A 22,734-nucleotide genomic window follows, 5' to 3' on the forward strand; every position below is an offset into this window, starting at 1 on the left:
AAGATCCCTGGGGTTGGTGGGTGGCTCTCTGTGGATAGTTTCATAGAGTTACGGCGGTTATAGCGGCAGGGAAACGCCCGGTCCCATTCCGAACCTGGAAGCTAAGCCTGCCAGCGCCGATGGTACTGCACTCGACAGGGTGTGGGAGAGTAGGACACCGCCGGAACATATTTCCCTTCAGGGGGCCCACAAGTGTGGGCCCCCTGAAGTGGTTTTCGAGGTTGTTTGTTTTTCCGGCTCGCGATCGGTCGCGAAATAGCCGTTCGAACAGCGGATGCCTGCAGGCGTGCGGTCGAGCGGACTGCCGTGTACATGGTGTCGGGGCGGCCGGCTTGCGCGAGCTGTGCTGCCAGGCAACCCATTCGAGGCTCCATGAACAAGGACGGGTACCGCCAGGATTTCCGGGGAGGTCGCCGGCTTGCGAGCCGAAGGTTCCGGGTGTGCTGATCGAGAGGGCGAGAGCTCGTCGCCGGTATGCCGGCGCGGTGGTGGTTCGCCGGTAGCGCGCTGTGCCTGACGGACGCGCGGTGCTCATGGTCGTGGGACCCATACCTTTCTGCGAAGGCCGTTCTGCCGTGCCATGGACGGGGCGACGGGCAGACCTCCGCTGTGATCGGTGCGCGGCGGTAGCGCCTAGACTTTGCCGGATGCGACTCGTGATTGCACGGTGCCAGGTCGACTATGTGGGGCGGTTGACCGCTCATCTGCCGATGGCCCGCCGGCTGTTGATGATCAAAGCGGACGGGTCGGTGCTGGTCCATTCCGACGGGGGTTCGTACAAGCCGTTGAACTGGATGAGCCCGCCCTGCTGGTTGGACGAGCGGCAGCCGGACGCGGCCGCCGCACAGCTGAAGGCGCTGTGGGTGGTCAGCAACAAGGCGGGGGAGGAGCTGCGGATCGGGATCGAGGAGATCGAGCACGATTCCAGTCACGAGCTGGGTGTGGACCCCGGGCTGGTGAAGGACGGCGTGGAAGCCCATCTGCAGGAACTGCTGGCCGAACACGTGGAAACCCTGGGTCCCGGATTCAGCCTCGTCCGGCGGGAGTACATGACGGCGATCGGGCCGGTGGATCTGCTGTGCCGCGACGCGGACGGTGGAACCGTGGCCGTGGAGATCAAGCGCCGGGGCGAGATCGACGGCGTCGAACAGCTCACCCGGTACCTGGAGTTGCTGAACCGGGACCCGTTGCTGACGCCGGTCGCGGGGGTGTTCGCGGCGCAGCAGATCAAGCCCCAGGCGCGCACATTGGCCGAGGATCGCGGGATTCGCTGTCTGACCCTCGATTACGACGCGCTACGTGGGACCGAGAGCAACGAATTCCGCCTCTTCTAGACTTGGGGTCATGCCGCGACGAAATCCGCGCAGCGCGCGCTCCCGGGTGGAGCCGTCGCGGACCGGTGGCGGGCTCGGTGATGTCTACCGGCGGACCGAATCGGGGCCGGACGGGGAGGAGTACGTCGTCCGTACGGTGCCGGGGGCGCGTGCGGTGAAACGGTACCGTTGCCCGGGCTGCGATCACGAGATCATGCCCGGGGTCGCGCATATCGTGGCCTGGCCGGCCGATGGTGGTGAGACCGACCGGCGGCACTGGCACGGAGGCTGCTGGAACGGCCGGTGGACTCGCGGGATCACCCGACGGTGGTCGTAGACCCGGTGGAACTCGGTCGGTGCGAGATAGACCTGCGTTTTCGGCGACACCGGTCCCGATAGCAGCCCCGCCGGGTGGAGTGCATCCGAGGCATGGAAACGGTTGTCGCCGCGGGAGAGTGCCGGAACGGGGCGCAAGGCCGGCCGGATCTGCGCGTGTCGCCCGGGAGGAGGCGCGGTCGCTCAGATCGTTACCGGTCGGTCGTGCGGATCGACGGGTATCGCCGGGCTCGGGGTGGAGGTCCGATTGCGGAACAGCGCGCGATGGGCAGCCGGGCCGATGCCGAGGATCCGATGGAAATGGTGGCGCAGATTCACCGCGCTGCCGAAGCCCGCATCGGCGGCTATGCGCTCCATGGTGTCATCGGTGTTCTCCAGGAGTAGACGGGCCCGGTCGGCCCGTTGGTGCAGCAGCCACTGCTGCGGGCTGCTGCCGGTGCGTTCCCGGAAGCGGCGGGTGAACGTGCGCCGCGACATCAATGCGGTACGGGCCCACTCGTCCAGGCCGATCGGCTCGGCCAACCGGGTGCTCGCCCACACCATGGAGCGTTCGATGGGATCGTCGTCGGTGGCTTCGAGTACCGCCACCGGAATGAACTGGGACTGAGATCCACTGCGGTGCGGGGCGAGCACGATTCCGCGGGCGAGGTCGGCCGCGACAAGAGCCCCCAGATCGGCGCGGACCACATGGAGGCAGCAGTCGAGGGCCGCGGCGACACCGGCGGAGGTGATGACGTCGCCCAGGTCCGACCAGAGCATATCCGCGCGCACCCGTACTGCCGGGTGCGCGCGAGCCAGGTTCTCGGCCGCCGACCAGTGCGTGGTGATCTCCCGGCCGTCGACGAGTCCGCTGGCCGCCACGACCCAGGCCCCGAGACACAGTCCGACGATCCGCGCGCCCGCGGCGTGGGCGGTGCGCAGCTTATCGAGAAGGGGTTCCGGCGGGACGGTATCGGGCAGCCAACTCGGGACGATCACGATATCGGCGCCGGACACCGCCTCCAGGTCGTTCGGTACCGAGATGTCGAACCCGGCCGCGGTGGTCAGCATGCCGGAGCGGTGTCGTCACCGGATTCGTGCTGCGGGCCGCGGGGGAGCCGACGGTGTACGTCTCCGGCGACAATGCCTCGGTGGACGTGGTCCGCGAGATCGTCGAGCGTGTGGGGCAGGTCGATATCGCCATAGTGAACGTCGGCGCCGCCAATGTCGGCCGGTTCGGTGATGCGGACGTGACGCTCAACGCCCGTACCGCGGTCCGGGCCGCGGAACTGCTGGGTGAGGCGGTGCTCGTCGCGGTGCACGGTGAGGGGTGGGCCCATTTCACGGAGACACTCGACCATCTGGGTCGCGCCTTCGAGTACGCGGGTCGCCGCTCGCAACTGGTGATTCCGCCGCGGGGGCACTCCGTCCGCGTGTGAAGAGGCCTACCGCGGGTGGACCGGTCACATCACGGACCGGGTCGCGTGGCACCGTGCGGGATGATCGCGTCGCCGTCGGGCGGATATGAGGAAGGCCGCCCCTTCGGGGGCGGCCTTCGGATTGATCTACGGTGTCGCCGTGTACGTCCCGACAGCAGCTCAGTGGCTGATGTCGGCGTTCTCGCGTTCGTCCTCGAGGATATCGTCGGAATCGTCCTCGGAGCTCACCTCGGGGATGGCCTTCTGACGCGGGCCGTTCACAGACTTGTTGTTCTGACCGCTGCCGAGGGACTTACGCGGCTGCTCGGGCACACCGTCGAGCAGTTCGCTCTCCCGGTTGACGGCCGCGAGCATGGCCGGGACCGAATCGAGCTGGCCGCGGATGCCGAGCAGCTGGGCCAGGACCCGGCCGCGCAGCACGCGCATCTCCTCGGCCAGTTCCTTCGCGTGCGCGATCTTGCGCTCGGAGGTCTGGGTCGCGGAGGTGATGAGGCGGTTGGCCTCGTCGGTGGCGTCCTTGATCCGCTGGGCGGCCTCGGCGCGGCTGGTGGCCTCCAGCTCTTCCATGGCGCGCGTCAGCTTGGTGCGACGCTCGGCCATGGTGACCTCGAAGTCCTGCTGCGTGGCCTTGCGCTTGGCCTCGGACTCCTTGGCCAGACGCTCGGCGTCGGCCTGAGCGGCATCGATGATCTTGGCGGATTCGGTACGAGCATTCGCCAGCGTCTGCTCGTATTCGATTTCCAGCGCTTCGCGCTTTTCCTTGGTTTCGGCCAGCAGGGATTCGTATTTGCCGCGCATTTCGGTGGCCTGCTGTTCCGCGATGGAAACCATCTCGGCGGCTTCGGCCTGGGCGAGGGCGCGAACCTCGGACGCCTCGTCCGAGGCCAATCGCAACATGCGGGAGATGCGGTCGCTCATCCCCTCCGCGGTGGTCGGCGGTACGGACAGCCGGTCGACTTCCTTGCGGAGTTCGTCGATTTCGTCGCGGGCGTCTTCCAGCTGACTGGCGAGGTTCCGGGCCTGGGCGGCGGCGGCGTCGCGGTCGGTGGCGGTGACCCGCAACTCGGCATCGAAGCGGTCGAAATAGTTACGCACCTCGTCTTGCGCATAACCCTTGCGCACAACGGTGAAGGGCAGCGCAACGAAGCGATTGCGATCGGACTCGGGTGACGACATGGCCAACAAACTACAGCCTGAGACCTGCGCATGGTGAGCCGACCGGGAATGTTATCGGAGCGTCTCCTTACAGCCCGATCTCGATACTAGTGCGTAACATTCGGATCCGGTTCCAGTAACTCGACCAGCACACCGCCAGCATCCTTCGGATGGACGAAATTGATACGGGAGTCGGCGGTTCCGCGTCGCGGCGCCTCGTACAGCAGGCGCATGCCGCGATCACGCAGATATGCGGAAACGGCTTCGATATCGGTGACCCGGAAGGCCAGCTGCTGCAGGCCCGGGCCGCTGCGATCGATGAATTTCGCGATGGTGGAGGTTTCGTCGAGGGGGGCCAGCAACTGCAGAGCAGTCGAATCGTCCTCGGCGGCGGGCGCGGACAGCATCGCTTCCTGAACGCCCTGTTCCTCGTTGACCTCGCGGTGGGTTTCGACCAGACCGAGGTTCTCCGCGTACCAGGCGACGGCGGTGTCCAGGTCGGGGACGGCGATACCGACGTGGTCGACCGCGACGATGTAGTCGGCGGGAATGAATTCTGATGACGGGGTAGCGGTGCTCACCCTTCGAAAGTAGCGCGTTCCACCCTGTCGCGGTCGCGTACCCACCCGGATCGAGGTCTGACAGAGGGCGGCTGCCGTCAAACCTCGACGAGGTGATCTGCGCATCCTGCACGCCGATCCGGCGAGGCCGCAGGCTACCGTGGAGTAATCCGCACCTCGTGTCGCTTTCGGCCGACGCGAGGATCGCGGGGTCGCACCGCGAGTTCCCGGCCGGTCCGGGAACGTGACGGGCCACCGTGGTGGTTCATGCCCGGTCCCGGGCGTGGAGCGACCGAGCGCCGCAGGAACCGCCCGGAGGTTGGAAACCGTGAACACCGACAGTGTCGTGGACCTGCCCGGGCCGGCCGAAGCGTTCCCGCGCGCGTCGCTCGTCTGCTCCGGACGGTCGCTCTCGGTGGTCGGGGCCCGCCCCGGTTCCGCAGCGACAGAGCCCAGGAGCGCGGCGACCGATCGCCGGAGTGAAGAACCGGGGTCACGAGGGCCCCGAACCCGCGCCGCCGGAGGCGGCGCCGTCAACACAGGAGGCTCGTCGTGACCAACTCTGTGATCGTGGCCGGTGCGCGTACCCCGATCGGCCGGCTGCTGGGCGGTCTGAAGGATTTCAGCGGATCGGATCTGGGCGGGTTCGCGATCGCCGCGGCGCTCGAGAAGGCCGGAGTCCGGGGCGACCAGGTCGACTACGTGATCATGGGCCAGGTACTCACCGCCGGCGCCGGACAGATCCCGGCCCGGCAGGCCGCGGTGGCGGGCGGTATTCCCATGGATGTGCCCGCGCTGACGCTGAACAAGGTGTGTCTGTCCGGGATCAACGCCATCGCGCTGGCGGATCAGCTGATCCGGGCCGGGGAGTACGAGATCGTGGTGGCCGGCGGGCAGGAATCGATGAGCCGCGCCCCGCACATGCTGGAGAAGAGTCGCGAGGGTTTCAAATACGGTGACGTGACCCTGCGCGACCACATGGCCTACGACGGACTGCACGATATCTTCACCGACCAGGCGATGGGCGCGCTCACCGAGCAGCGCAACGACACCGACCCGATCACCCGCGCCGATCAGGACGCGTTCGCCGCCGCTTCACATCAGCGGGCCGCCGCCGCCTGGAAGAACGGCCTCTTCGACGACGAAGTGACGCCGGTCGAGGTGCCGCAGCGCAAGGGTGACCCGGTCGTGGTGCGGCAGGACGAGGGCATCCGGGCCGATACCACCGCGGAATCACTGTCCAAGCTGCGTCCGTCGTTCCGCAAGGACGGCACGATCACCGCCGGGTCGGCTTCGCAGATCTCCGACGGCGCGGCCGCGGTGGTCGTGATGAGCAAGGCCAAGGCGGAAGAACTCGGGCTGAGCTGGATCGCCGAGATCGGTGCGGCGGGTGTGGTGGCCGGGCCGGATTCGACCCTGCAGGACCAGCCGGCGAATGCCATCGCCCAGGCGTGCGCCAAGGAGGGTATCGCCCCGGCCGATCTGGATCTGGTGGAGATCAACGAGGCGTTCGCGGCGGTCGGTATCGCCTCGACCCGCACACTGGGCATCGATCCGGCGAAGGTGAATGTCAACGGCGGCGCGATCGCGGTCGGGCATCCGCTCGGGATGTCGGGCGCGCGGATCGTGCTGCATCTGGCGCTGGAACTGAAGCGCCGCGGTGGCGGGATCGGCGCGGCCGCGCTGTGTGGTGGCGGTGGCCAGGGTGATGCGCTGATCGTCAAGGTGTAGACCGCCTGGTTTGTCTGGTGTGACCGGTTCGGCTACGACGCCGTGTAGTGGCTAGGGCACAATGGGCGCATGAACTTCCTTGGTCTGCGTACCGTTGCCGGCAGGTTCCGCTTCTTCGCAGTGCTCGAAGCGCTGTCCTGGCTGGGGCTGCTGGTGGGAATGGCGTTCAAGTACCTGCCCGCGGAGGGCACCGAGATCGGCGTCAAGATCTTCGGCCCGATCCACGGCGGCGTCTTCGTCCTGTTCGTGCTGACGGCACTGCTGGCCTCGCGTGAGCTCGAATGGAATTGGAAGACCACGGTGCTGGCGCTGCTGTCCAGCATCCCGCCGTTCTTCACGGTGATCTTCGAAGTGTGGGCCGTTCGCACCGGCAAGCTGGGCGAGCCGAGCACGGCCGGTGCCACCGAGTCCCCGCAGACCCTCGCGGCGTCCTCGTGACAAACTGGAGCCTGTGACTCGACCAGCATCCCGCCGTCCTTCACCCGCCGTAGCCGCCGCCATGTCCGGGGCGGTGGACCTGTCCGCTCTCAAGCAGCCGCCCGCGGGCGCGCCGGCCGCCGCGGGCGACCATACGGTCACCGAGGCGGATTTCGAGAACAAGGTGCTGCGCCGCTCCGCCCAGGTACCGGTCGTGGTGGCGTTGTACTCGCAGCGCAGCCCCGGCAGCATCGAACTGGTCCAGCTGCTGGAGCGGCTCGTGGGCGAGGCCGGCGGTGCCTGGGATCTCGCCGCCGTCGAAGCCGAGAGCAATATGCGAATCGCCCAGGCCTTCGGCGTCCAGGGCATCCCGACGGTGATCGCGGTGGCGGGCGGGCAACCGCTGGCCGATTTCCAGGGCAACCAGCCGGAAGCGCAGGTGTCGCAGTGGCTGACCGCCGTCGTGCAGGCGGTGGAGGGCAAACTCGAGGGCGGCCCGGACGCGCCACAGGAGCCGCCCGCCGATCCCCGGTTCGCGGCAGCGGAGGCGCTGCTCGAACAGGGCGACCTGGCGGGCGCGGAATCGGCCTACGAGTCGATCGTCGCCCAGGAGCCCGGCAACACCGAGGCCAAGTCGGCACTGCGGCAGGTGAAGTTCCTGCGCCGGGCGCAGGACCTCCCGGAATCGGCGATCGCCACCGCCGACGCGGACCCCGGCAATGTCGCGGCCGCGCTCGACGCCGCCGATGTGGAACTCTTCCAGCAGCAGCCCGAGGCCGCTTTCGACCGGCTCATCGCATTGGTCGCCCGGACCGCCGGCGACGAACGCACCACGGTCCGGACCCGGCTGGTGGAACTGTTCGAACTGTTCGACCAAGCCGAGCCCTTCGTGGTGGCGGCCCGCCGCAAACTGGCCACCGCCCTCTACTGAATCTATGGCGACGCCTGCGGCATCGCGGGGTCGAGGCCCCTTCGGTCCCGCCGTTCAGGCCTCGGGACTCCAGCCTTCGGCTCATGCGATGTGCGGTGGGCCGTCCATAGAGCGCGACCATTGAGCACCTCCGGCCAAAGGTGGGACGGGCCTCGACCTTTTCAGGCCCTGTTGCGACTCGGCACCGAGGAGGGTGCTGCTGTTCGCGACGGCGATCAGAGGTCAGGTCGGCGTCGGCTGTTCAGGGGCGCGGGGCGGCCAGCCAGACGACGCTGAGCGGGCCCAGCGTGAGGGCGGCCGAGGCGGGGCGGTCGTGGCGGCTGACCGGGTCGGCGTGCACCATGCCGAGGTTGCCCGAGCCGGTGCCGCCGTACTCGAGCGCGTCGGTGTTCAGGATCTCCGTCCAGGGTCCGGCGGTGGGTAGGCCGATCCGGTAGTCACGGTGGGCGGCGCCGGAGAAATTGCAGACACAGGCGACTGTGCTGCCGTCGGCGCCGTGGCGGAGGAATGCCAGGACATTGGACTCCCGATCGTCGGCGGTGATCCAGGAGTGGCCGCCGGGAGTGGTGTCCTGGCTCCAGAGGGCGGGATGGTCGCGGTAGGTCCGGTTGAGGTCGGCGACCAGCAACTGGATACCGCGGTGCAGTGGGTTGTCGAGCTCGTGCCAGTCGAGACCGTGGTCGTGCCACCATTCGCGGTAGTGCCCGAACTCCTGGCCCATGAACAGCAGTTGCTTACCCGGGTGGGCCCACATGTAGGCGAGCAGCGCCCGGACCCCGCCGGCTTTGGCGAACTCGTCGCCGGGCATCCGGGTCCACAGTGTGCCCTTGCCGTGCACGACCTCGTCATGGCTGATGGGCAGCACGTAGTTCTCGCTCCACGCGTACATGAGCGAGAAGGTGATCTCGTTGTGGTGCCAGGTGCGATGCACGGGATCCCGGCCCAGATAGCCGAGGGTGTCGTGCATCCAGCCCATATTCCATTTCATGGAGAAGCCGAGCCCGCCGACCTCGGTGGCGCGGGTGACGCCGGCCCAGGTGGTGGACTCCTCGGCGACGGTGACGACACCCGGATACGAGGTGTGCAGGCTGTCGTTGAGCTCGGTGAGGAAGGCGACGGCCTCGAGGTTCTCGCGGCCGCCGTGGACATTGGGTTCCCAGCCGCTGCCGGGCCGGGCGTAGTCGAGGTACAGCATGGCCGCGACCGCGTCGACGCGCAGGCCGTCGATATGGAACTCCTCCACCCAGAATCGGGCGTTGGCGATCAGGAAGTTGCGTACCTCGGGCCGTCCGTAGTCGAAGACGTAGGTGCCCCATTCGGGCTGTTCGCCGCGGCGTGGGTCCGGGTGTTCGTAGAGGGGGGTGCCGTCGAAACGGGCCAGCGCCCAGGCGTCGCGTGGGAAATGCGCGGGCACCCAGTCCAGGATGACGCCGATACCGTCGGCGTGCATATGGTCGACGAAGGCGCGGAAATCGTCGGGGCTGCCGAAACGCGCGGTGGGGGCGTAGTAGGAGGTGACCTGATATCCCCAGGACCCGCCGAAGGGATGTTCGGCGATGGGGAGTAGTTCGACATGGGTGAAACCGAGGCCGCGCACGTACTCGCTGAGTTCGATGGCGAGTTCGCGGTAGTTCAGCCCCGGACGCCAGGACGCGAGATGCACTTCGAAGACACTGAACGGGGCGCGTGCCGGATCGGTGTGGGTGCGCGCGGTGAGCCAGCCCTGATCGGTCCAGCGGTGCTCGGTCGTGGCGACAACGGAGGCGGTGGCCGGAGGGACCTCGGTGGCGAACGCCACCGGATCGGCGTGATCGGCGATCCGGCCGTCGGCCCCGTGCACCCGGTACTTGTAGCGGTCACCGGGTGCGGCGCCGGGTACGAAGACCTCCCACACTCCGGACTTCCCGAGCGAGCGCATCGGCCAGGTGCCGCCCTGCCAGCGATCGAAATCGCCGAATACGGTGACGCCGCGGGCGTTCGGCGCCCAGACCGCGAAGGAGACTCCGGTGACCTCGCCGTCGAGACCTCGATAGGTCCGTGGATGCGCGCCCAGTACCTCCCACACACGTTGATGCCGGCCCTCGCCGATGAGGTGCAGGTCCAGTTCGCCGAGGGTGGGCAGGAAGCGGTAGCCGTCGGCGGTGACCGTGGCCGGCCGGCGGGGGTGCACGGTGACGATGCGGTAGTCGAGGATCTCCGGGTAGGGCAGCACGGCCGTGAAGATCCCGTGGCCCAGCGACTCCAGCGGATGATCGACTCCGCCGACCAGTACCGACACCGATTCCGCGGCGGGTCGTAGTACCCGTACCGCTGTGCCGTCGGGGTGTGGGTGCGCGCCGAGCACCGTATGCGGGTCGGGATGGGTGCCCGCGGCGAGGAGCAGCAGGTCGCGGCGATCCATCACCGCGTCACCGGAACCCGCGCCGGTACGCCAGGGCGGCGCGGGCGTGATGGGGCACCGGGGGCAGCGCGAGGACATGGGCGACCGCGTGCGCGGGATCGAGCCGGATGTAGTTGGTCTGCGCCCAGTGGTACTGCTCGCCGCTGATCTCGTCGTGGACCACCGGATGGTCGTGCCACTCCCGGCCGATCGCGGGCAGGTCCAGCGACAGCATGCCCTGTTCGGCGGTGAAGGGGTTCAGGTTCACCACCACCAGGATCGCGTCACCGCTGGCGGGATCGATCTTCGAATACGCGAGCAGGTTGTCGTTGTCGATGTGGTGGAAGTGCAGGCAGCGCAGCTGCTGTAACGCCGGATGCCGGCGGCGGATCTCGTTGAGCCGGGTGAGCAGCGGTTCGAGGGATTCGCCGCGGGCGCGGGCCTCGGCGAACGGGCGCGGGCGCAGCTCGTACTTCTCCGAATCCAGATACTCCTCGCTACCGGGACGCACCGCCCGGTGCTCGTACAGTTCGTACCCGGAGTACACCCCCCAGCTGGGGCCCAGGGTCGCGGCCAGGACCGCGCGGATCGCGAACATCCCCGGACCGCCGTGCTGCAGGCTCTCGTGCAGGATGTCGGGGGTATTGACGAAGAGGTTGGGCCGGGCTTCGTCGGCCTTGGCGGCGAGCTCCAGACCGAATTCGGTGAGTTCGTGTTTGTGCGTGCGCCAGGTGAAGTAGGTGTAGGACTGGCTGAAACCCCGGCGCGCCAGACCGTAGAGCCGTGCGGGATAGGTGAACGCCTCGGACAGGAAGATCACGTCCGGATCGGTGCGGCGCACCGTGGCGATCAGCCACTCCCAGAAATCGGCCGGTTTGGTGTGTGGGTTGTCGACTCGGAAGATTCTCACCCCCAGGCCGACCCAGTACCGCACCACCCGCAGCACCTCGGCGTACAGGCCGTCCGGATCGTGATCGAAGTCGAGTGGATAGATGTCCTGGTACTTCTTGGGTGGATTCTCGGCGTAGGCGATGGTGCCGTCGGGCAGCGTGGTGAACCACTCCGGATGCGCGCTCACCCACGGATGGTCGGGCGCGCACTGCAGGGCCAGATCCAGCGCGACCTCCAGGCCGAGTTCCGTCGCCGCGTGGACGAAGGCGGTGAAATCGGCTTCGGTACCCAGTTGCGGGTGGAACGCGTCGTGACCGCCCGCGGCCGAACCGATCGCCCACGGGGAGCCGACATCGTCGGGGCCCGCGGTGAGCGCGTTGTTACGGCCTTTTCGGTTCACCGTGCCGATGGGATGGATCGGCGGCAGATAGACCACGTCGAACCCCATCGAGGCGATGCGGGGCAGTTCGTTCGCGGCGGTCGCGAAGGTGCCGTGCACCGGGACACCGTCGGCGTCGCGCCCGCCGGTCGAGCGGGGAAAGAACTCGTACCAGGAGCCGGTGCGGGCGCGCGGGCGCTCCACCAGCACCGAATACTGGGGCCCGCGCGTGAGCAACTCCCGCAGCGGTGTCCGCCGCAAGATCTCGGCGACCTCGTCGGTGAACGCCGGTGCCACCCGCGCCGGGAGCGGATCCGCGCCGCGGAGCGCGGCCGCGGCGGCCCGCAGAAGCTCGAACTCGCGTTTGGGCACCGCCTGCGCCGCCCGATCCAGCAGCCGGGCGCCGATCTCCAGATCGTTGTCCAGATCCGCGGCGCTCTGCCCGACCGCCAGTTTCGCCTCCACCGCCGACCGCCAGGTCGCGACGGCATCCGCCCAGCCCTCGACCCGGAAATGCCATACCCCGGGGGCCGTGGGCGTGAAGACACCGTTGAAGACATCGGGTTCGTAGTCGGGGGTCATCGGGACGCGCACCGACCGCGCCGAGCCCGGCGCCCGCACCGCCAGGGTGGCGCCCACTGCGCCGGGCCCGTCCCGCCACACCACCGCCCGCACCGGGAAAACCTCCCCGACCACGGCCTTGGCCGGGTAGCCGCCGGGGACGTGCGGGGCGGTGTCATCGATAGCGATGCGGCCGGTCATCCTCACCACGTTATTGGCAACGACCGCGGTGCGGAAACCCGGACGCGGGCGGCGGGCCAGCGGCTTCACTGCTCACCCCGCCCAATATGCTCGGGCGGATGAAGGCACTGCGTCGGTTCACCGTCCGCGCCCACCTGCCGGAGCGGCTGGCCGCGCTGGACGAGCTCTCCACCAATCTGCGCTGGTCGTGGCACGGTCCGACACAGGATGTGTTCGCCGCGCTGGACCCGCGCCGGTGGGCGGAGACGGGGCACGATCCGGTGCGGATGCTGCGGGAGGTGCCGCCGGAGCGGCTGGCCGAACTCGCCGGCGACGCGGAATTCTGTGCGCGGGTGGACGCGGTGGCCGCCGATCTGCGGGCATACCTGGACGGCCCGGTCCCGGATGCGGGGGTGCGGGGAATCGCCTATTTCTCGATGGAGTTCGGGGTGACCGAGGCGCTGCCCAACTATTCGGGTGGGCTCGGCATCCTCGCCGGGGACCATCTGAAAGCGGCCTCGGATCTGGGACTGCCGCTGATCGGCGTCGGGCTGCTCTATCGATCCGGGTATTTCCGGCAGTCGCTGACCGCCGACGGCCGGCAGGCCGAGCGGTATCCGGCGCTGGATCCGCAGGGGCTGCCGTTGCGATCGCTGACCGCCGACGGCGCACCGGTGCTGGTGCATGTGGCGATGCCGGACCGGCGCGTGCTGGCGGCGCGGGTATGGATCGCGCAGGTGGGGCGGGTGCCGCTCTTGCTGCTGGACTCCGATATCGCGGCCAACGATCCGGATCTGCGGGCGGTCACCGACCGGCTCTACGGCGGCGACCAGGGGCACCGGATCGAGCAGGAGATCCTCGCGGGTATCGGCGGCGTGCGGGCGGTGCGCGCCTACACCGGCGCCGCCGGTCTCGCGGACCCGGAGGTCTTCCATATGAACGAAGGGCACGCGGGTTTCCTCGGTCTGGAGCGCATCCGGGAGTATCTGGCCGCGGGCCACGATTTCGATACCGCGCTCGCGGCGGTGCGGGCGGCGACCGTGTTCACCACGCATACCCCGGTTCCGGCCGGGATCGACCGGTTCCCGGTATCGCTGGTACACCGGTATTTCGGCGGGTCGGCGGGGGAATCGGAATCGCCGCTGCTCCCCGGTATCACGGTGGATCGGATCATCGCGCTGGGCCGGGAGGACGACCCCGCGGTGTTCAATATGGCGCATATGGGTTTGCGGCTGGCGCAGCGCGCGAACGGCGTCTCCCGCCTGCACGGTGCGGTGAGCCGGAGCATGTTCCACTCGCTGTGGTCCGGTTTCGATGCCGCCGAGGTGCCGATCGGCTCGGTGACCAACGGGGTGCACGCGCCCACCTGGGCCGCCCGGGAATGGGGGGAGGAACTCGACGCCGGCGATCGTCCGCGCAGCTGGGAGGCGCTGGGGGAACTCGCGCCGGAGCGGCTCTGGGAGATCCGTGCGACGCTGCGCGCGAAGTTGGTGCGGGAGGTGCGGCGGCGGTTGCGCGAGTCGTGGCGGCAGCGGGGAGCCGCCGACCCCGAATTGGAGTGGGTGGCTTCGGTATTCGACCCCCAGGTACTCACCGTCGGCTTCGCGCGCCGGGTGCCGACCTACAAGCGGCTGACCCTGATGTTGCGCGATCCGCAGCGGTTGCGGGCTCTGCTGCTGGACCCCGAGCGGCCGGTGCAGTTGGTGGTGGCGGGCAAGAGCCACCCGGCGGACGAGGGCGGCAAGGCACTGATCCAGCAGGTGGTGCGCTTCGCCGACGATCCGGCGGTGCGCCACCGGATCGTGTTCCTGCCCGACTACGACATGTCGATGGCCCGGTACCTGTACTGGGGTTGTGATGTGTGGCTGAACAACCCGCTGCGGCCGCTGGAGGCGTGCGGTACCTCCGGGATGAAATCCGCGCTCAACGGTGGACTCAACCTGTCGATCCGCGACGGCTGGTGGGACGAGATGTTCGACGGCGAGAACGGGTGGGCGATCCCGACCGCCGACGGCGTGTCCGACGACGAGCGACGCGATGATCTGGAAGCGAGCGCACTCTACGAGCTGATGGAGCGGACGGTCGCGCCGCGTTTCTACGAGCGCGACGCGGCCGGTGTCCCGAACCGCTGGGTCGAGATGGTCCGCCACACGCTGCGCGCTCTCGGACCGCAGGTGCTCGCGGACCGGATGGTGCGCGAGTACACCGAGCGCTACTACCTGCCGGCCGCCGAGGCGTCCCGCCGGGTCACCGCGGCGAACCTGCGGGGCGCCCGGGACCTCGCCGGATACCGCAGGCGGGTGGAGAACGCGTGGCCGGGCGTCCGGGTGGCGCAGGTGGACGCGGCCGGCCTTCCGGACGCCCCGGTGGCGGGGGCGCCGCTGACCTTGACCGCGCGGGTGGAACTCGGTGGTCTCGGACCGGACGACGTGACAGTCCAGGCCGTGCTGGGCCGGGTTTCGCCGGACGGCGAGCTGACCGACACCAGTACCGTCACGATGTCCTGCACCGGGGCGGCGTCCGGCGATTCCGCGCTCACGGTCTTCACCGTCGAGACCCCGCTACCGTGCGCGGGTGCGGTCGGCTACACGGTCCGGGTGCTGCCGGCCCACGATCTGCTGGCCACCCCGTCGGAGTTGGGCCGGGTGGTCAACGCCTGACGGCCGGCTCCGGGAACGTGTTCCCTCCGGCCTCCGGCACGGGGGCGGCTCCGGGTATCCCGCGGCGAGCGCCCGTAGCGGGCTTTGCCACGGGACACGCGTCACGCGGGTTCGCGTCGCTCATGTCGGCGCCGCCCGTCCGGGCGACGGGCCACCGGCGGTCGGGGTGGTGGCGACTTCGGTTCGTAACAGGTATCGGATACCGTTCCACACTGGCGCTGCCGGGCGCCGGACCTCCCACTGTGTACTGCGCGCTCACCAGTAGGGGTATGCGGGGCTGTCGCCCCCTTCCGGTTCGGTTCGGTGCGTACGCGCCGGGGACCGGCCGGAGCGGTACCCGGCGAGTTCCTGCCGGACTCCGGTCCGCTCCCCGTCCCCGCGTGGGCGGGTGTCATATCCAGCCGACTGGAGGTCCCATGGCCACCGATCTTCTGACCCGGACCCGCGGGCGGGTCGATACCTACTTCGCTGTCGGGGTGCACGGGTCGACCATGCGCCGCGAGCTCATGGCGGGGACGGTGACGTTCCTGGCCATGTGTTACGTGCTGGCGGTCAACCCGTCCATCCTGGGTGACCAGGGTGCGCTGGGCGACCAGGGCATCCCGACCCAGGCGGTGTTCACCGCGACCGCGGTCTCGGCGGTGGCCGGGTCGCTGGTCATGGGATTGTGGGCGCGGTACCCGATCGCGCTGGCGCCGGGCATGGGGCTGAACGCCTTCTTCGCGTTCTCGGTGGTGCTGGGTATGGGGATTCCCTGGCAGGTCGCGCTGTCGGGCACGTTCCTGTCGGGTGCGATCTTCTTCGTACTCGCGGTGACCCGGATCCGGGAGAAGATCCTCAACGCGATCCCGCTGCAGCTGAAACTGGCGGTCGCGGCCGGTGTCGGCGTGTTCGTGGCGTTTCTCGGGTTCAAGAACGCGGGCATCGTGGTCGACAGTGACGCGACGCTGGTGAAGCTCGGCGACTTCACCCAGGGCACGACGGTGCTGGCGCTGTTCGGCCTGGTGATCACGGTGATCTTCCTGGTCCGCGGCTGGCACGGGGCGGTGCTGTACGGCATCGTGCTCACGGCGGTGGTCGGGATGGTCGCCGGTCTGGTGGAGGTGCCCGACGGTGTCGCGGATCTGCCCCGGGGCCTGGATCAGACCTTCGGACAGGCGATCATCCATCTCCCCGACGCGTTCACCGCGCAGATGGCCGTGGTGGTGCTGACCATGCTGTTCGTCGATTTCTTCGACGCGTCGGGCACCCTCATCGGGGTCGCCAACCAGGCGGGCCTGCTGAACAGCAAGGGCGAACTGCCGCGGGCGGCGAGCGCGCTGTCCGCCGACGCGGTGGGCACCATGGCCGGTGCGGTGATCGGCACTTCCACGACCACGGCGTATGTGGAATCGACCGCCGGTGTGTCCGCGGGCGGTAGGACCGGGCTGACCGCGGTGGTGACGGCCGCCTGGTTCGCGGTGGCGATGTTCTGCTATCCCCTCTTCTCCGTGGTGGCGGCCTCCGGGGCGGTGACCGCGGCCGCGCTGATCGTGGTCGGGGTGCTCATGGCCCGGTCGCTGGGGGATATCGACTGGACCCGGTTGGAGTTCGCGGTGCCGGCCTTCATCACCATCGTGATGATGCCGTTGACGTACTCCATCGCGAACGGGCTGGCCATGGGAATGATCTTCTACCCGGTGGTGATGGTGGCCCGCGGGCGGATCCGCGAGGTGCATCCGGTGATGTGGGTGCTGACCCTCATTTTCCTTGGATACTTCTTCTTCCTGGCGGAATAGTCTGAGAGAGGGCCGGGTCGGCGATCGACACCTCCGCTGACAGGACCTCGGTCCGTTTGTTTCCGTGGCAACAATCCGGATGGCAAGGAGGGGTTCATATGACAGTCGAGTCGACGTTGGACCGCACCGCGGTACCGGCGACCGGAAACCGCACTCTGTCCACCGATATCGGCCTCCTGATTCTGCGGGTGGTCTTCGGTCTGCTTCTCGCCGCACACGGCAGCCAGAAACTGTTCGGCTGGTTCGACGGTCCGGGTCTGACCGCGAACAACGCCGCTTTCGAGAAGATGGGCTTCAACCCGGGCAGCTTCTTCGGCACGCTCGCCGGGCTCAGCGAATTCACCGGCGGGCTGCTGCTGGCTCTCGGTGCGCTGTCCCCGCTGGGCGCGGCCATCGTGCTGGGTACCACCATCGTCATCATCGATACGAGCTTCGATGGGGGCCTGCTCACCGGTAAGGGTTACGAGACGGGTCTGCTCTACGCCGTGGCGGCAGCGGCCCTGGCATTCACCGGCCCGGGGCGCTTCTCGGTGGACGGCCACCGCCCGTGGGCGCGCGGTGGCGTGGTGTGGGGCCTGGTCGCGGTGGTTGTCGCCGTGGTCGCGGCGGTGCTCGTCCTGATCTTCAAAGCCGTGCTCTGAGCGGTGCGATCAGACCGTCGCGGCGGCGGAGAGCCGGCGTAGCGCCTTCTCCACCACGGCCGGGTCGGCCGTCTCCCAGTACGGGGGCAGGGAGGCGCGCAGGAAACCGCCGTAGCGCGCGGTGGCCAGCCGGGGATCGAGGATGGCGACGACGCCCCGGTCGTCGACGCTGCGCAGCAACCGTCCCGTGCCCTGGGCCAGGAGCAGGGCCGCGTGGCTCGCGGCGACCGTGAGGAAACCGTTGCCGCCACGCGATTCCACGGCGCGCTGCCGAGCCGCCAGCAGCGGATCGTCCGGCCGGGGGAACGGGATGCGGTCCAGGATCACCAGACTCAGCGAGGGACCCGGTACGTCGACGCCCTGCCAGAGCGAGAGGGTGCCGAACAGGGAGGTCTCCGGGTCGTCGGCGAACTTTCGCACCAGGGCGCCGGTGGAGTCCTCGCCCTGGCACAGGATCGGGGTGTCCAGGCGTGTGCGCAGGGCCTCGGTGGCGGCCTTCGCCGCCCGCATGGACGAGAAGAGCCCGAGGGTGCGTCCGCCCGCGGCTCCCACCAGGCGCTCGATCTCGTCGAGGTAGGCCGGGGGCAGGCCGTCGCGGCCGGGAGGGGGCAGATGTTTGGCGACGTAGAGAATTCCGGATTTGGCATGATCGAACGGCGAACCCACATCCAGCGAGGACCAGCGCACCGTATCGGCGTCGCTCGGCGCCTCGGCGCTGTTGGCCGTCGCCGGATCGATCCGGCTGTTCGATTGCGGCGGCAGGCCCCAGGTGCGGGCCAGGCCGTCGAAGTTCCCGCCGATCTGCAGGGTGGCCGAGGTGAGGACGACCGTCGCGGCGCCGAACAACTGACTGCGCAGCAGCCCACCCACGGCCAGCGGGGCCATGCGCAGGGTGCGCCGGGTGACGCCGCGGATCTCGTCGGCCGAGAGCCACACCACATCGCGGCGGACGGCGGGATCGGGCTCGTCGAAGGCGGTGAGCGCGCGGACGGCGCTGTCGTGGATCTCCTCCACTCCGGCGATGGCCATGTTCCGGCCGGCGGCGGCCTCGGGGTCGTTGACGGAACCCTGCGGATTGAGGGCGGTGCGGGCGTTCCAGGCGGCGTCCCGGATGAGCGCCAGCACCCCGGCGATGCCCTCGGGCAGCGTGTCCCAGCGGTTCGCGGGCAGTTCGTCGAGCGCGGTGTGCCAGGCCTCGGCGGCCTCCTCGAGCCGGTCGACCTCCCGCTCGTCGATCAGTTTCGCGCAGCGCCGGGCCGCGGTGCTGATGGCGGTGGCGGACAACTCGGCGGTCGCGATCCCGGTGACCCGGTCGACGAGTTCGTGCGCCTCGTCGACCACCACCAGATCGTGCTCGGGCAGTACCTGTACTCCGCTGATGGCGTCGATGGCCAGCAGCGCGTGATTGGTGACGACGATATCGGCCTGCGCCGATTCGGCCCGGGCCCGTTCGGCGAAACAGTCCTGCCCGAACGGGCAGCGTGATTTGCCCAGGCATTCGCGCGCGGACACGCTCACCTGCCGCCAGGCGCGGTCGCCGACGCCCGGGGCGAGTTCGTCGCGGTCGCCGGTCTCGGTGTCGGAGGCCCATTCGTTGAGCCGCTTCACTTCGCGGCCGAGCCGAGAGACCGCGAACGCGTCGAACAGTTCGGCCTCGGCGGGCTCTTCCGGGACGGCGCTGTTGATCTTGTTCAGGCACAGGTAGTTGTTGCGGCCCTTGAGGATCGCGAACTCCGGTGTGCGGCCCAGCGGTTCGGTCAGCGCCTGGGCCAGCCGGGGGAGGTCCCGGTCCACCAGTTGGCGCTGGAGCGCGATGGTCGCGGTGGAGATCACCACCGTGCGCCCGGTCCGCACCGCGTATCGCAGGCTCGGCACCAGATAGGCGAGCGACTTCCCGGTGCCCGTCCCCGCCTGGACGGCCAGATGCTCTTTGTTCTCGATGGCGTTGTCCACGGCCGCGGCCATCGTCATCTGGCCCGGGCGTTCCTTACCGCCGAGCGCGGTCACGGCGGTCGCCAGCAGGTCTGATACGGGCGGGAGTTCGGGCACTCGGGCAGCCTACTGCGCCGCACCGACAGCCGTGCGTCCAGTCGCGGCCCGGTCTGTCCTGCCCGCTCGACAGCACGGGTGTGTACCGCTCTTCCGCGCGATCTTACTCAGAAGTAAGGTCGGATCATGGCGTGGAAACCTGATCAGATAGCCGACCAGCGCGGACGCACATTCGTCGTCACCGGCGCCAACGGCGGACTCGGAGCCGAGACCACAAAAGTACTCGCCGGCAAAGGGGCCACCGTGGTGATGGCCTGCCGCAACACCGAGAAGGCCCAGGAGGTCGCCGATGCCATCGGCGGCGACCTGCGGGTGCGCCGGCTGGATCTGGCCGACCTGTCCTCGGTCCGCGAATTCGCCGAGGAGACCGCAGAATTCGACGTACTCGTCAACAACGCCGGCCTGATGAATGTGCCGTTCTCGCGGACCGTGGACGGTTTCGAGACCCAATTCGGCGTGAACCATCTCGGCCATTTCGCGCTGACCGGGCTGTTGCTGGACCGGATGCGCGACCGGGTGGTGACTCTGGCCAGTATCGCCCACAAGCAGACCCCCAAGTTCTGGGTCGACGACCTGAACTACGAGAACCGCCGCTATCAGCGCAACCTGGCCTACGCCCAGGCCAAACTGTCGAACCTGATGTTCGCGCGCGAACTCCAGCGCCGGCTGGCGGCGTCCGGCTCGGTCAAACGCTCCTACGGGGTGCACCCGGGGGTATCGGCCACCGAGTTGTTCACCCGTACCGAGACCCCGCTGGACTGGGTCAGCAAACCGGTGATCCGGTTGGTCGGGCACGCGCCGGCGAAGGCGGCGCATTCGACGTTGTTCGCGGCCACCACACCCGACGCCGATCCCGATACGTATTGGGGTCCGACCCGGTTGTTCCAGTCCCAGGGGCCGGTGGAGGCGTCCCCGTCCACCCGGCTGTCCAAGAACACCGACCTGTGGCAGCGGCTGTGGGCGGAGTCCGAGCGCCTGACCGGGGTCGTCTACAAGTTCTGACCGGCGGCGATACGGCTGCCGCGATACCCACCTCACACTACGGTCCGCGTAGTAGACGGGTACCGTGGTAGCCGTGTCCGCAACACCTCGCCGCACCGTGCACCGCCCGGCCCTGGTCCTGCTGGTGGTCGTGCTGGCACTGACCGCGCTGGCCCTGGGCTGGTGGCAGTGGGAGCGGTTCTCCTCGGCGAGCGGCACCGCGCAGAATCTGGGGTACGCGCTGCAGTGGCCGCTGTTCGCCGGATTCGCCTTGTTCGCCTACTTCCGGTTCGTGCGGTTGGAAACGGAGACCGCCGGTACCGAACCGTCGGGCGCCACCGGCGAGGGCGCGGATACGCCGGATACCGGGTCCGGTCCCTCGGGTACCCGGACCGGACCGTTCGCCGGCCGGCGTGGTACCCCGGCGGCCGCGCCGCGCGAGATCCCGGCCGATTTCCTGCCCGAACGCCCGCGAGCCGCGCGCGACGACGATCCGGCGCTCGCCGAATACAACAGCTACCTGGCCCGTTTGCACGCCGCCGACGGCGCCGCGGGCAGCCCGGCGGGCCCGGCCCGCGAGACCGAGAGGAGCGCGGGTTGACCGCGAGCGAAAACGCCACCACCGCACCCGAGGCGGGCGCCGCCGCGCCGGCCGGCGACCGGCGGATCGCGGGAGCGCTACTGCGCTACCGCGTCCTGGCCTGGGTCACCGGTCTGTGGCTGCTGTTCCTCACCGCCGAGATGATCGCCAAATACGGGTTCGGCGTGGATACTCCCAGCTGGATCGCGGTGGTCCACGGCTGGGCGTACTTCATCTATCTGATCCTCACCGCGGATCTGGCGGTGAAGGTGCGCTGGCCGATCACACGCACCGTCGGCACGTTACTCGCGGGCACGATCCCGCTGCTGTCGTTCTTCGTCGAACACCGCAACACCCAGCAGGTCAAGCGGGACTTCGGAGTCTGACCGCCCGGGCACCGGGTCGACTCAGCCCGCCAGCGCGGCGAGCGCCGGCAGGAGCTGGGCCAGCGCGCGGCCACGATGGGACGCCCCGTCCTTCTGCGCCGGGGTGAGCTCGGCGGCGCTGAGTTCTCCGCCGTCGGGATGGAACAGCGGGTCGTAACCGAAGCCGCCGTCGCCCCGTGGCGCCCGCGCGATGGTGCCCGGCCATTCGCCGCGCACCACGATCTCCGCGCCCGCCGGGATCACCAGCGCGCACGCGGAGACGAAACGCGCGCCCCGGCGTTCCTCGGGCGTATCGGACAACTGCGCCAGCAACAGCGCGTTGTTGGCGGCGTCGTCACCGTGGCGGCCCGCCCACCGCGCCGACAGCACCCCGGGCATACCGTTGAGCGCGTCCACCGCGATACCGGAATCGTCGGCGATACAGGGCAACCGCGTGGCGCGGGCGCCGTCGCGCGCCTTGGCCAGGGCGTTCTCCTCGAAGGTCGCGCCGGTCTCCGGGGCTTCCGGATACTCCGGTACGTCGTCGAGGCCCACGATCTCCAGCCCCGCGACGCCGGCCTCGTCGAGGATGCGGCGCAGTTCGGTCAGTTTCTTGGCATTGCGGCTGGCGAGCAGAACTCGTCGCGTCATCACTTCTTCTTCGAGGTCTCGGTGGCCTCCGGCAGTACGCCGGGATAGGGCAGGGCCAGCGCTTCCTTCTGGACGGCGAACAACTGTTCGCACCCGGCCAACGCCGAATCGAGCAGTCTGTCGAGGGTGGACCGCGGGAAGGTCGCGCCCTCCCCGGTGCCCTGGATCTCCACCAGGGTGCCGGTATCGGTGGCGACCACGTTCATATCGACCTCGGCCCGCGAATCCTCCTCGTAGGGGAGATCGAGCCGGACCCGTCCGTCCACCACACCGACGCTCACCGCGGCGATGGCGCAGGAGATCGGCTGTGGATCCGCCAGCGCCCCGGCCGCGCCCAGATAGGTGATCGCGTCCGCGAGCGCCACATAGGCGCCGGTGATCGCGGCGGTCCGGGTGCCGCCGTCGGCCTGCAGCACATCACAGTCGACGGCGATGGTGTTCTCGCCGATGGCGGCGAGATCGATACAGGCCCGCAGGGAGCGGCCGACCAGCCGGCTGATCTCCTGGGTGCGCCCGCCCACCTTCCCCTTGACCGATTCCCGGCCGCTGCGGGTATGAGTGGCGGCGGGCAGCATCGCGTATTCGGCGGTGAGCCAGCCGAGACCGGAGTCGCGTCGCCACGGCGGCACCCCCTCGGTGACGCTGGCCGTGCACATCACCCGGGTCTGTCCGAACTCCACCAGCACCGAACCCGCCGGGTGCGTGGTGAAGCCTCGAGTTATCCGTACCTCGCGGAGTTCGTCGTCCGCCCTGCCATCGGCTCGTCTCGACACGGGC

Annotated in this window: 20 protein-coding genes and 1 rRNA gene; 13 read left to right on the plus strand and 8 right to left on the minus strand. The window is 69.1% G+C overall.

Annotation, left to right across the window (positions count from 1 at the left end; all coding sequences use genetic code 11):
- Nucleotides 1-49 precede the first annotated feature (49 nt).
- From rrf to ABZV91_RS03840, 3 genes are all read left to right on the plus strand, one after another.
- A 5S ribosomal RNA gene (gene rrf / locus ABZV91_RS03830) occupies nucleotides 50-166 on the plus strand.
- Between the two features lie 481 nt (nucleotides 167-647).
- Nucleotides 648-1,334 (plus strand): endonuclease NucS, encoded by a 687-nt coding sequence (gene nucS, locus ABZV91_RS03835; protein ID WP_355234949.1) that lies wholly within the window; start codon nucleotides 648-650, stop codon nucleotides 1,332-1,334.
- Between the two features lie 10 nt (nucleotides 1,335-1,344).
- Nucleotides 1,345-1,650: an ATP/GTP-binding protein gene (locus tag ABZV91_RS03840; protein ID WP_355234952.1), complete on the plus strand. Its 306-nt coding sequence runs from the start codon at nucleotides 1,345-1,347 to the stop codon at nucleotides 1,648-1,650.
- 182 nt (nucleotides 1,651-1,832) lie between these two features.
- Here the strand turns inward: ABZV91_RS03840 and ABZV91_RS03845 are convergent, their stop codons facing one another.
- On the minus strand, nucleotides 1,833-2,699 hold the full coding sequence (locus ABZV91_RS03845) for a helix-turn-helix domain-containing protein (RefSeq protein WP_355234955.1): 867 nt from the start codon (nucleotides 2,697-2,699) through the stop codon (nucleotides 1,833-1,835).
- 53 nt (nucleotides 2,700-2,752) lie between these two features.
- Here ABZV91_RS03845 and ABZV91_RS03850 point away from each other — a divergent pair, with 53 nt between their 5' ends.
- On the plus strand, nucleotides 2,753-3,067 hold the full coding sequence (locus ABZV91_RS03850; protein WP_355234958.1) for a hypothetical protein: 315 nt from the start codon (nucleotides 2,753-2,755) through the stop codon (nucleotides 3,065-3,067).
- A gap of 159 nt (nucleotides 3,068-3,226) precedes the next feature.
- Here the strand turns inward: ABZV91_RS03850 and ABZV91_RS03855 are convergent, their stop codons facing one another.
- Both ABZV91_RS03855 and mce read right to left on the minus strand, forming a co-directional pair.
- Nucleotides 3,227-4,243, minus strand: a complete 1,017-nt coding sequence (locus ABZV91_RS03855; protein WP_355234961.1) for a hypothetical protein — start codon at nucleotides 4,241-4,243, stop codon at nucleotides 3,227-3,229.
- 86 nt (nucleotides 4,244-4,329) lie between these two features.
- A complete protein-coding gene (gene mce, locus ABZV91_RS03860) occupies nucleotides 4,330-4,803 on the minus strand; it encodes a methylmalonyl-CoA epimerase (protein ID WP_039822866.1) in 474 nt (157 codons plus the stop codon).
- 531 nt (nucleotides 4,804-5,334) lie between these two features.
- On the opposite strand from mce, the gene ABZV91_RS03865 reads away from it, so the two are divergent.
- The 3 genes from ABZV91_RS03865 (at nucleotide 5,335) to ABZV91_RS03875 (ending at nucleotide 7,861) form a co-directional block, all read left to right on the plus strand.
- On the plus strand, nucleotides 5,335-6,513 hold the full coding sequence (locus ABZV91_RS03865; RefSeq protein ID WP_355234965.1) for an acetyl-CoA C-acetyltransferase: 1,179 nt from the start codon (nucleotides 5,335-5,337) through the stop codon (nucleotides 6,511-6,513).
- A 69-nt stretch (nucleotides 6,514-6,582) separates the two neighbouring features.
- Nucleotides 6,583-6,951, plus strand: a complete 369-nt coding sequence (locus tag ABZV91_RS03870; RefSeq protein ID WP_355234968.1) for a DUF3817 domain-containing protein — start codon at nucleotides 6,583-6,585, stop codon at nucleotides 6,949-6,951.
- A gap of 61 nt (nucleotides 6,952-7,012) precedes the next feature.
- A complete protein-coding gene (locus ABZV91_RS03875; RefSeq protein WP_355235397.1) occupies nucleotides 7,013-7,861 on the plus strand; it encodes a tetratricopeptide repeat protein in 849 nt (282 codons plus the stop codon).
- Between the two features lie 241 nt (nucleotides 7,862-8,102).
- Here ABZV91_RS03875 and glgB read toward each other — a convergent pair whose 3' ends face one another.
- Nucleotides 8,103-10,262, minus strand: a complete 2,160-nt coding sequence (glgB, locus tag ABZV91_RS03880; protein ID WP_355235400.1) for a 1,4-alpha-glucan branching protein GlgB — start codon at nucleotides 10,260-10,262, stop codon at nucleotides 8,103-8,105.
- A 7-nt stretch (nucleotides 10,263-10,269) separates the two neighbouring features.
- The gene (locus tag ABZV91_RS03885; RefSeq protein WP_355234971.1) at nucleotides 10,270-12,273 is read right to left on the minus strand and encodes an alpha-1,4-glucan--maltose-1-phosphate maltosyltransferase; all 2,004 of its coding nucleotides are present in this window, start codon (nucleotides 12,271-12,273) and stop codon (nucleotides 10,270-10,272) included.
- 98 nt (nucleotides 12,274-12,371) lie between these two features.
- On the opposite strand from ABZV91_RS03885, the gene glgP reads away from it, so the two are divergent.
- The 3 genes from glgP to ABZV91_RS03900 all read left to right on the plus strand — a co-directional run bounded on the left by glgP (nucleotide 12,372) and on the right by ABZV91_RS03900 (nucleotide 17,331).
- Complete coding sequence (gene glgP, locus ABZV91_RS03890; protein WP_355234974.1) at nucleotides 12,372-14,912, plus strand: alpha-glucan family phosphorylase; 2,541 nt, start codon at nucleotides 12,372-12,374, stop codon at nucleotides 14,910-14,912.
- A gap of 416 nt (nucleotides 14,913-15,328) precedes the next feature.
- A complete protein-coding gene (locus tag ABZV91_RS03895; protein ID WP_355234977.1) occupies nucleotides 15,329-16,690 on the plus strand; it encodes an NCS2 family permease in 1,362 nt (453 codons plus the stop codon).
- Nucleotides 16,691-16,788: 98 nt separating this feature from the next.
- Nucleotides 16,789-17,331 (plus strand): DoxX family protein, encoded by a 543-nt coding sequence (locus ABZV91_RS03900; RefSeq protein WP_355234980.1) that lies wholly within the window; start codon nucleotides 16,789-16,791, stop codon nucleotides 17,329-17,331.
- A 9-nt stretch (nucleotides 17,332-17,340) separates the two neighbouring features.
- Here the strand turns inward: ABZV91_RS03900 and ABZV91_RS03905 are convergent, their stop codons facing one another.
- On the minus strand, nucleotides 17,341-19,380 hold the full coding sequence (locus ABZV91_RS03905) for an ATP-dependent DNA helicase (protein WP_355234983.1): 2,040 nt from the start codon (nucleotides 19,378-19,380) through the stop codon (nucleotides 17,341-17,343).
- A 126-nt stretch (nucleotides 19,381-19,506) separates the two neighbouring features.
- On the opposite strand from ABZV91_RS03905, the gene ABZV91_RS03910 reads away from it, so the two are divergent.
- The 3 genes from ABZV91_RS03910 (at nucleotide 19,507) to ABZV91_RS03920 (ending at nucleotide 21,327) form a co-directional block, all read left to right on the plus strand.
- A complete protein-coding gene (locus ABZV91_RS03910; RefSeq protein ID WP_355234985.1) occupies nucleotides 19,507-20,382 on the plus strand; it encodes an oxidoreductase in 876 nt (291 codons plus the stop codon).
- A 73-nt stretch (nucleotides 20,383-20,455) separates the two neighbouring features.
- Nucleotides 20,456-20,962 carry a transcriptional regulator gene (locus ABZV91_RS03915; protein WP_355234987.1) on the plus strand — a complete coding sequence of 169 codons (507 nt, stop codon included), beginning with the start codon at nucleotides 20,456-20,458 and terminating at the stop codon, nucleotides 20,960-20,962.
- A gap of 65 nt (nucleotides 20,963-21,027) precedes the next feature.
- Nucleotides 21,028-21,327: a DUF3817 domain-containing protein gene (locus ABZV91_RS03920; protein WP_355235402.1), complete on the plus strand. Its 300-nt coding sequence runs from the start codon at nucleotides 21,028-21,030 to the stop codon at nucleotides 21,325-21,327.
- 21 nt (nucleotides 21,328-21,348) lie between these two features.
- Here ABZV91_RS03920 and rdgB read toward each other — a convergent pair whose 3' ends face one another.
- A complete protein-coding gene (gene rdgB / locus ABZV91_RS03925; protein WP_355234989.1) occupies nucleotides 21,349-21,957 on the minus strand; it encodes an RdgB/HAM1 family non-canonical purine NTP pyrophosphatase in 609 nt (202 codons plus the stop codon).
- Nucleotides 21,957-22,730: a ribonuclease PH gene (gene rph / locus ABZV91_RS03930; protein WP_355234992.1), complete on the minus strand. Its 774-nt coding sequence runs from the start codon at nucleotides 22,728-22,730 to the stop codon at nucleotides 21,957-21,959. The genes rdgB and rph overlap by 1 nt, the downstream gene beginning before the upstream one ends.
- Nucleotides 22,731-22,734 lie beyond the last annotated feature (4 nt).

Origin of the sequence: Nocardia sp. NPDC004568 (assembly GCF_040609955.1) — a bacterium.
In the GTDB taxonomy this organism is placed as follows: Bacteria; Actinomycetota; Actinomycetes; order Mycobacteriales; family Mycobacteriaceae; genus Nocardia.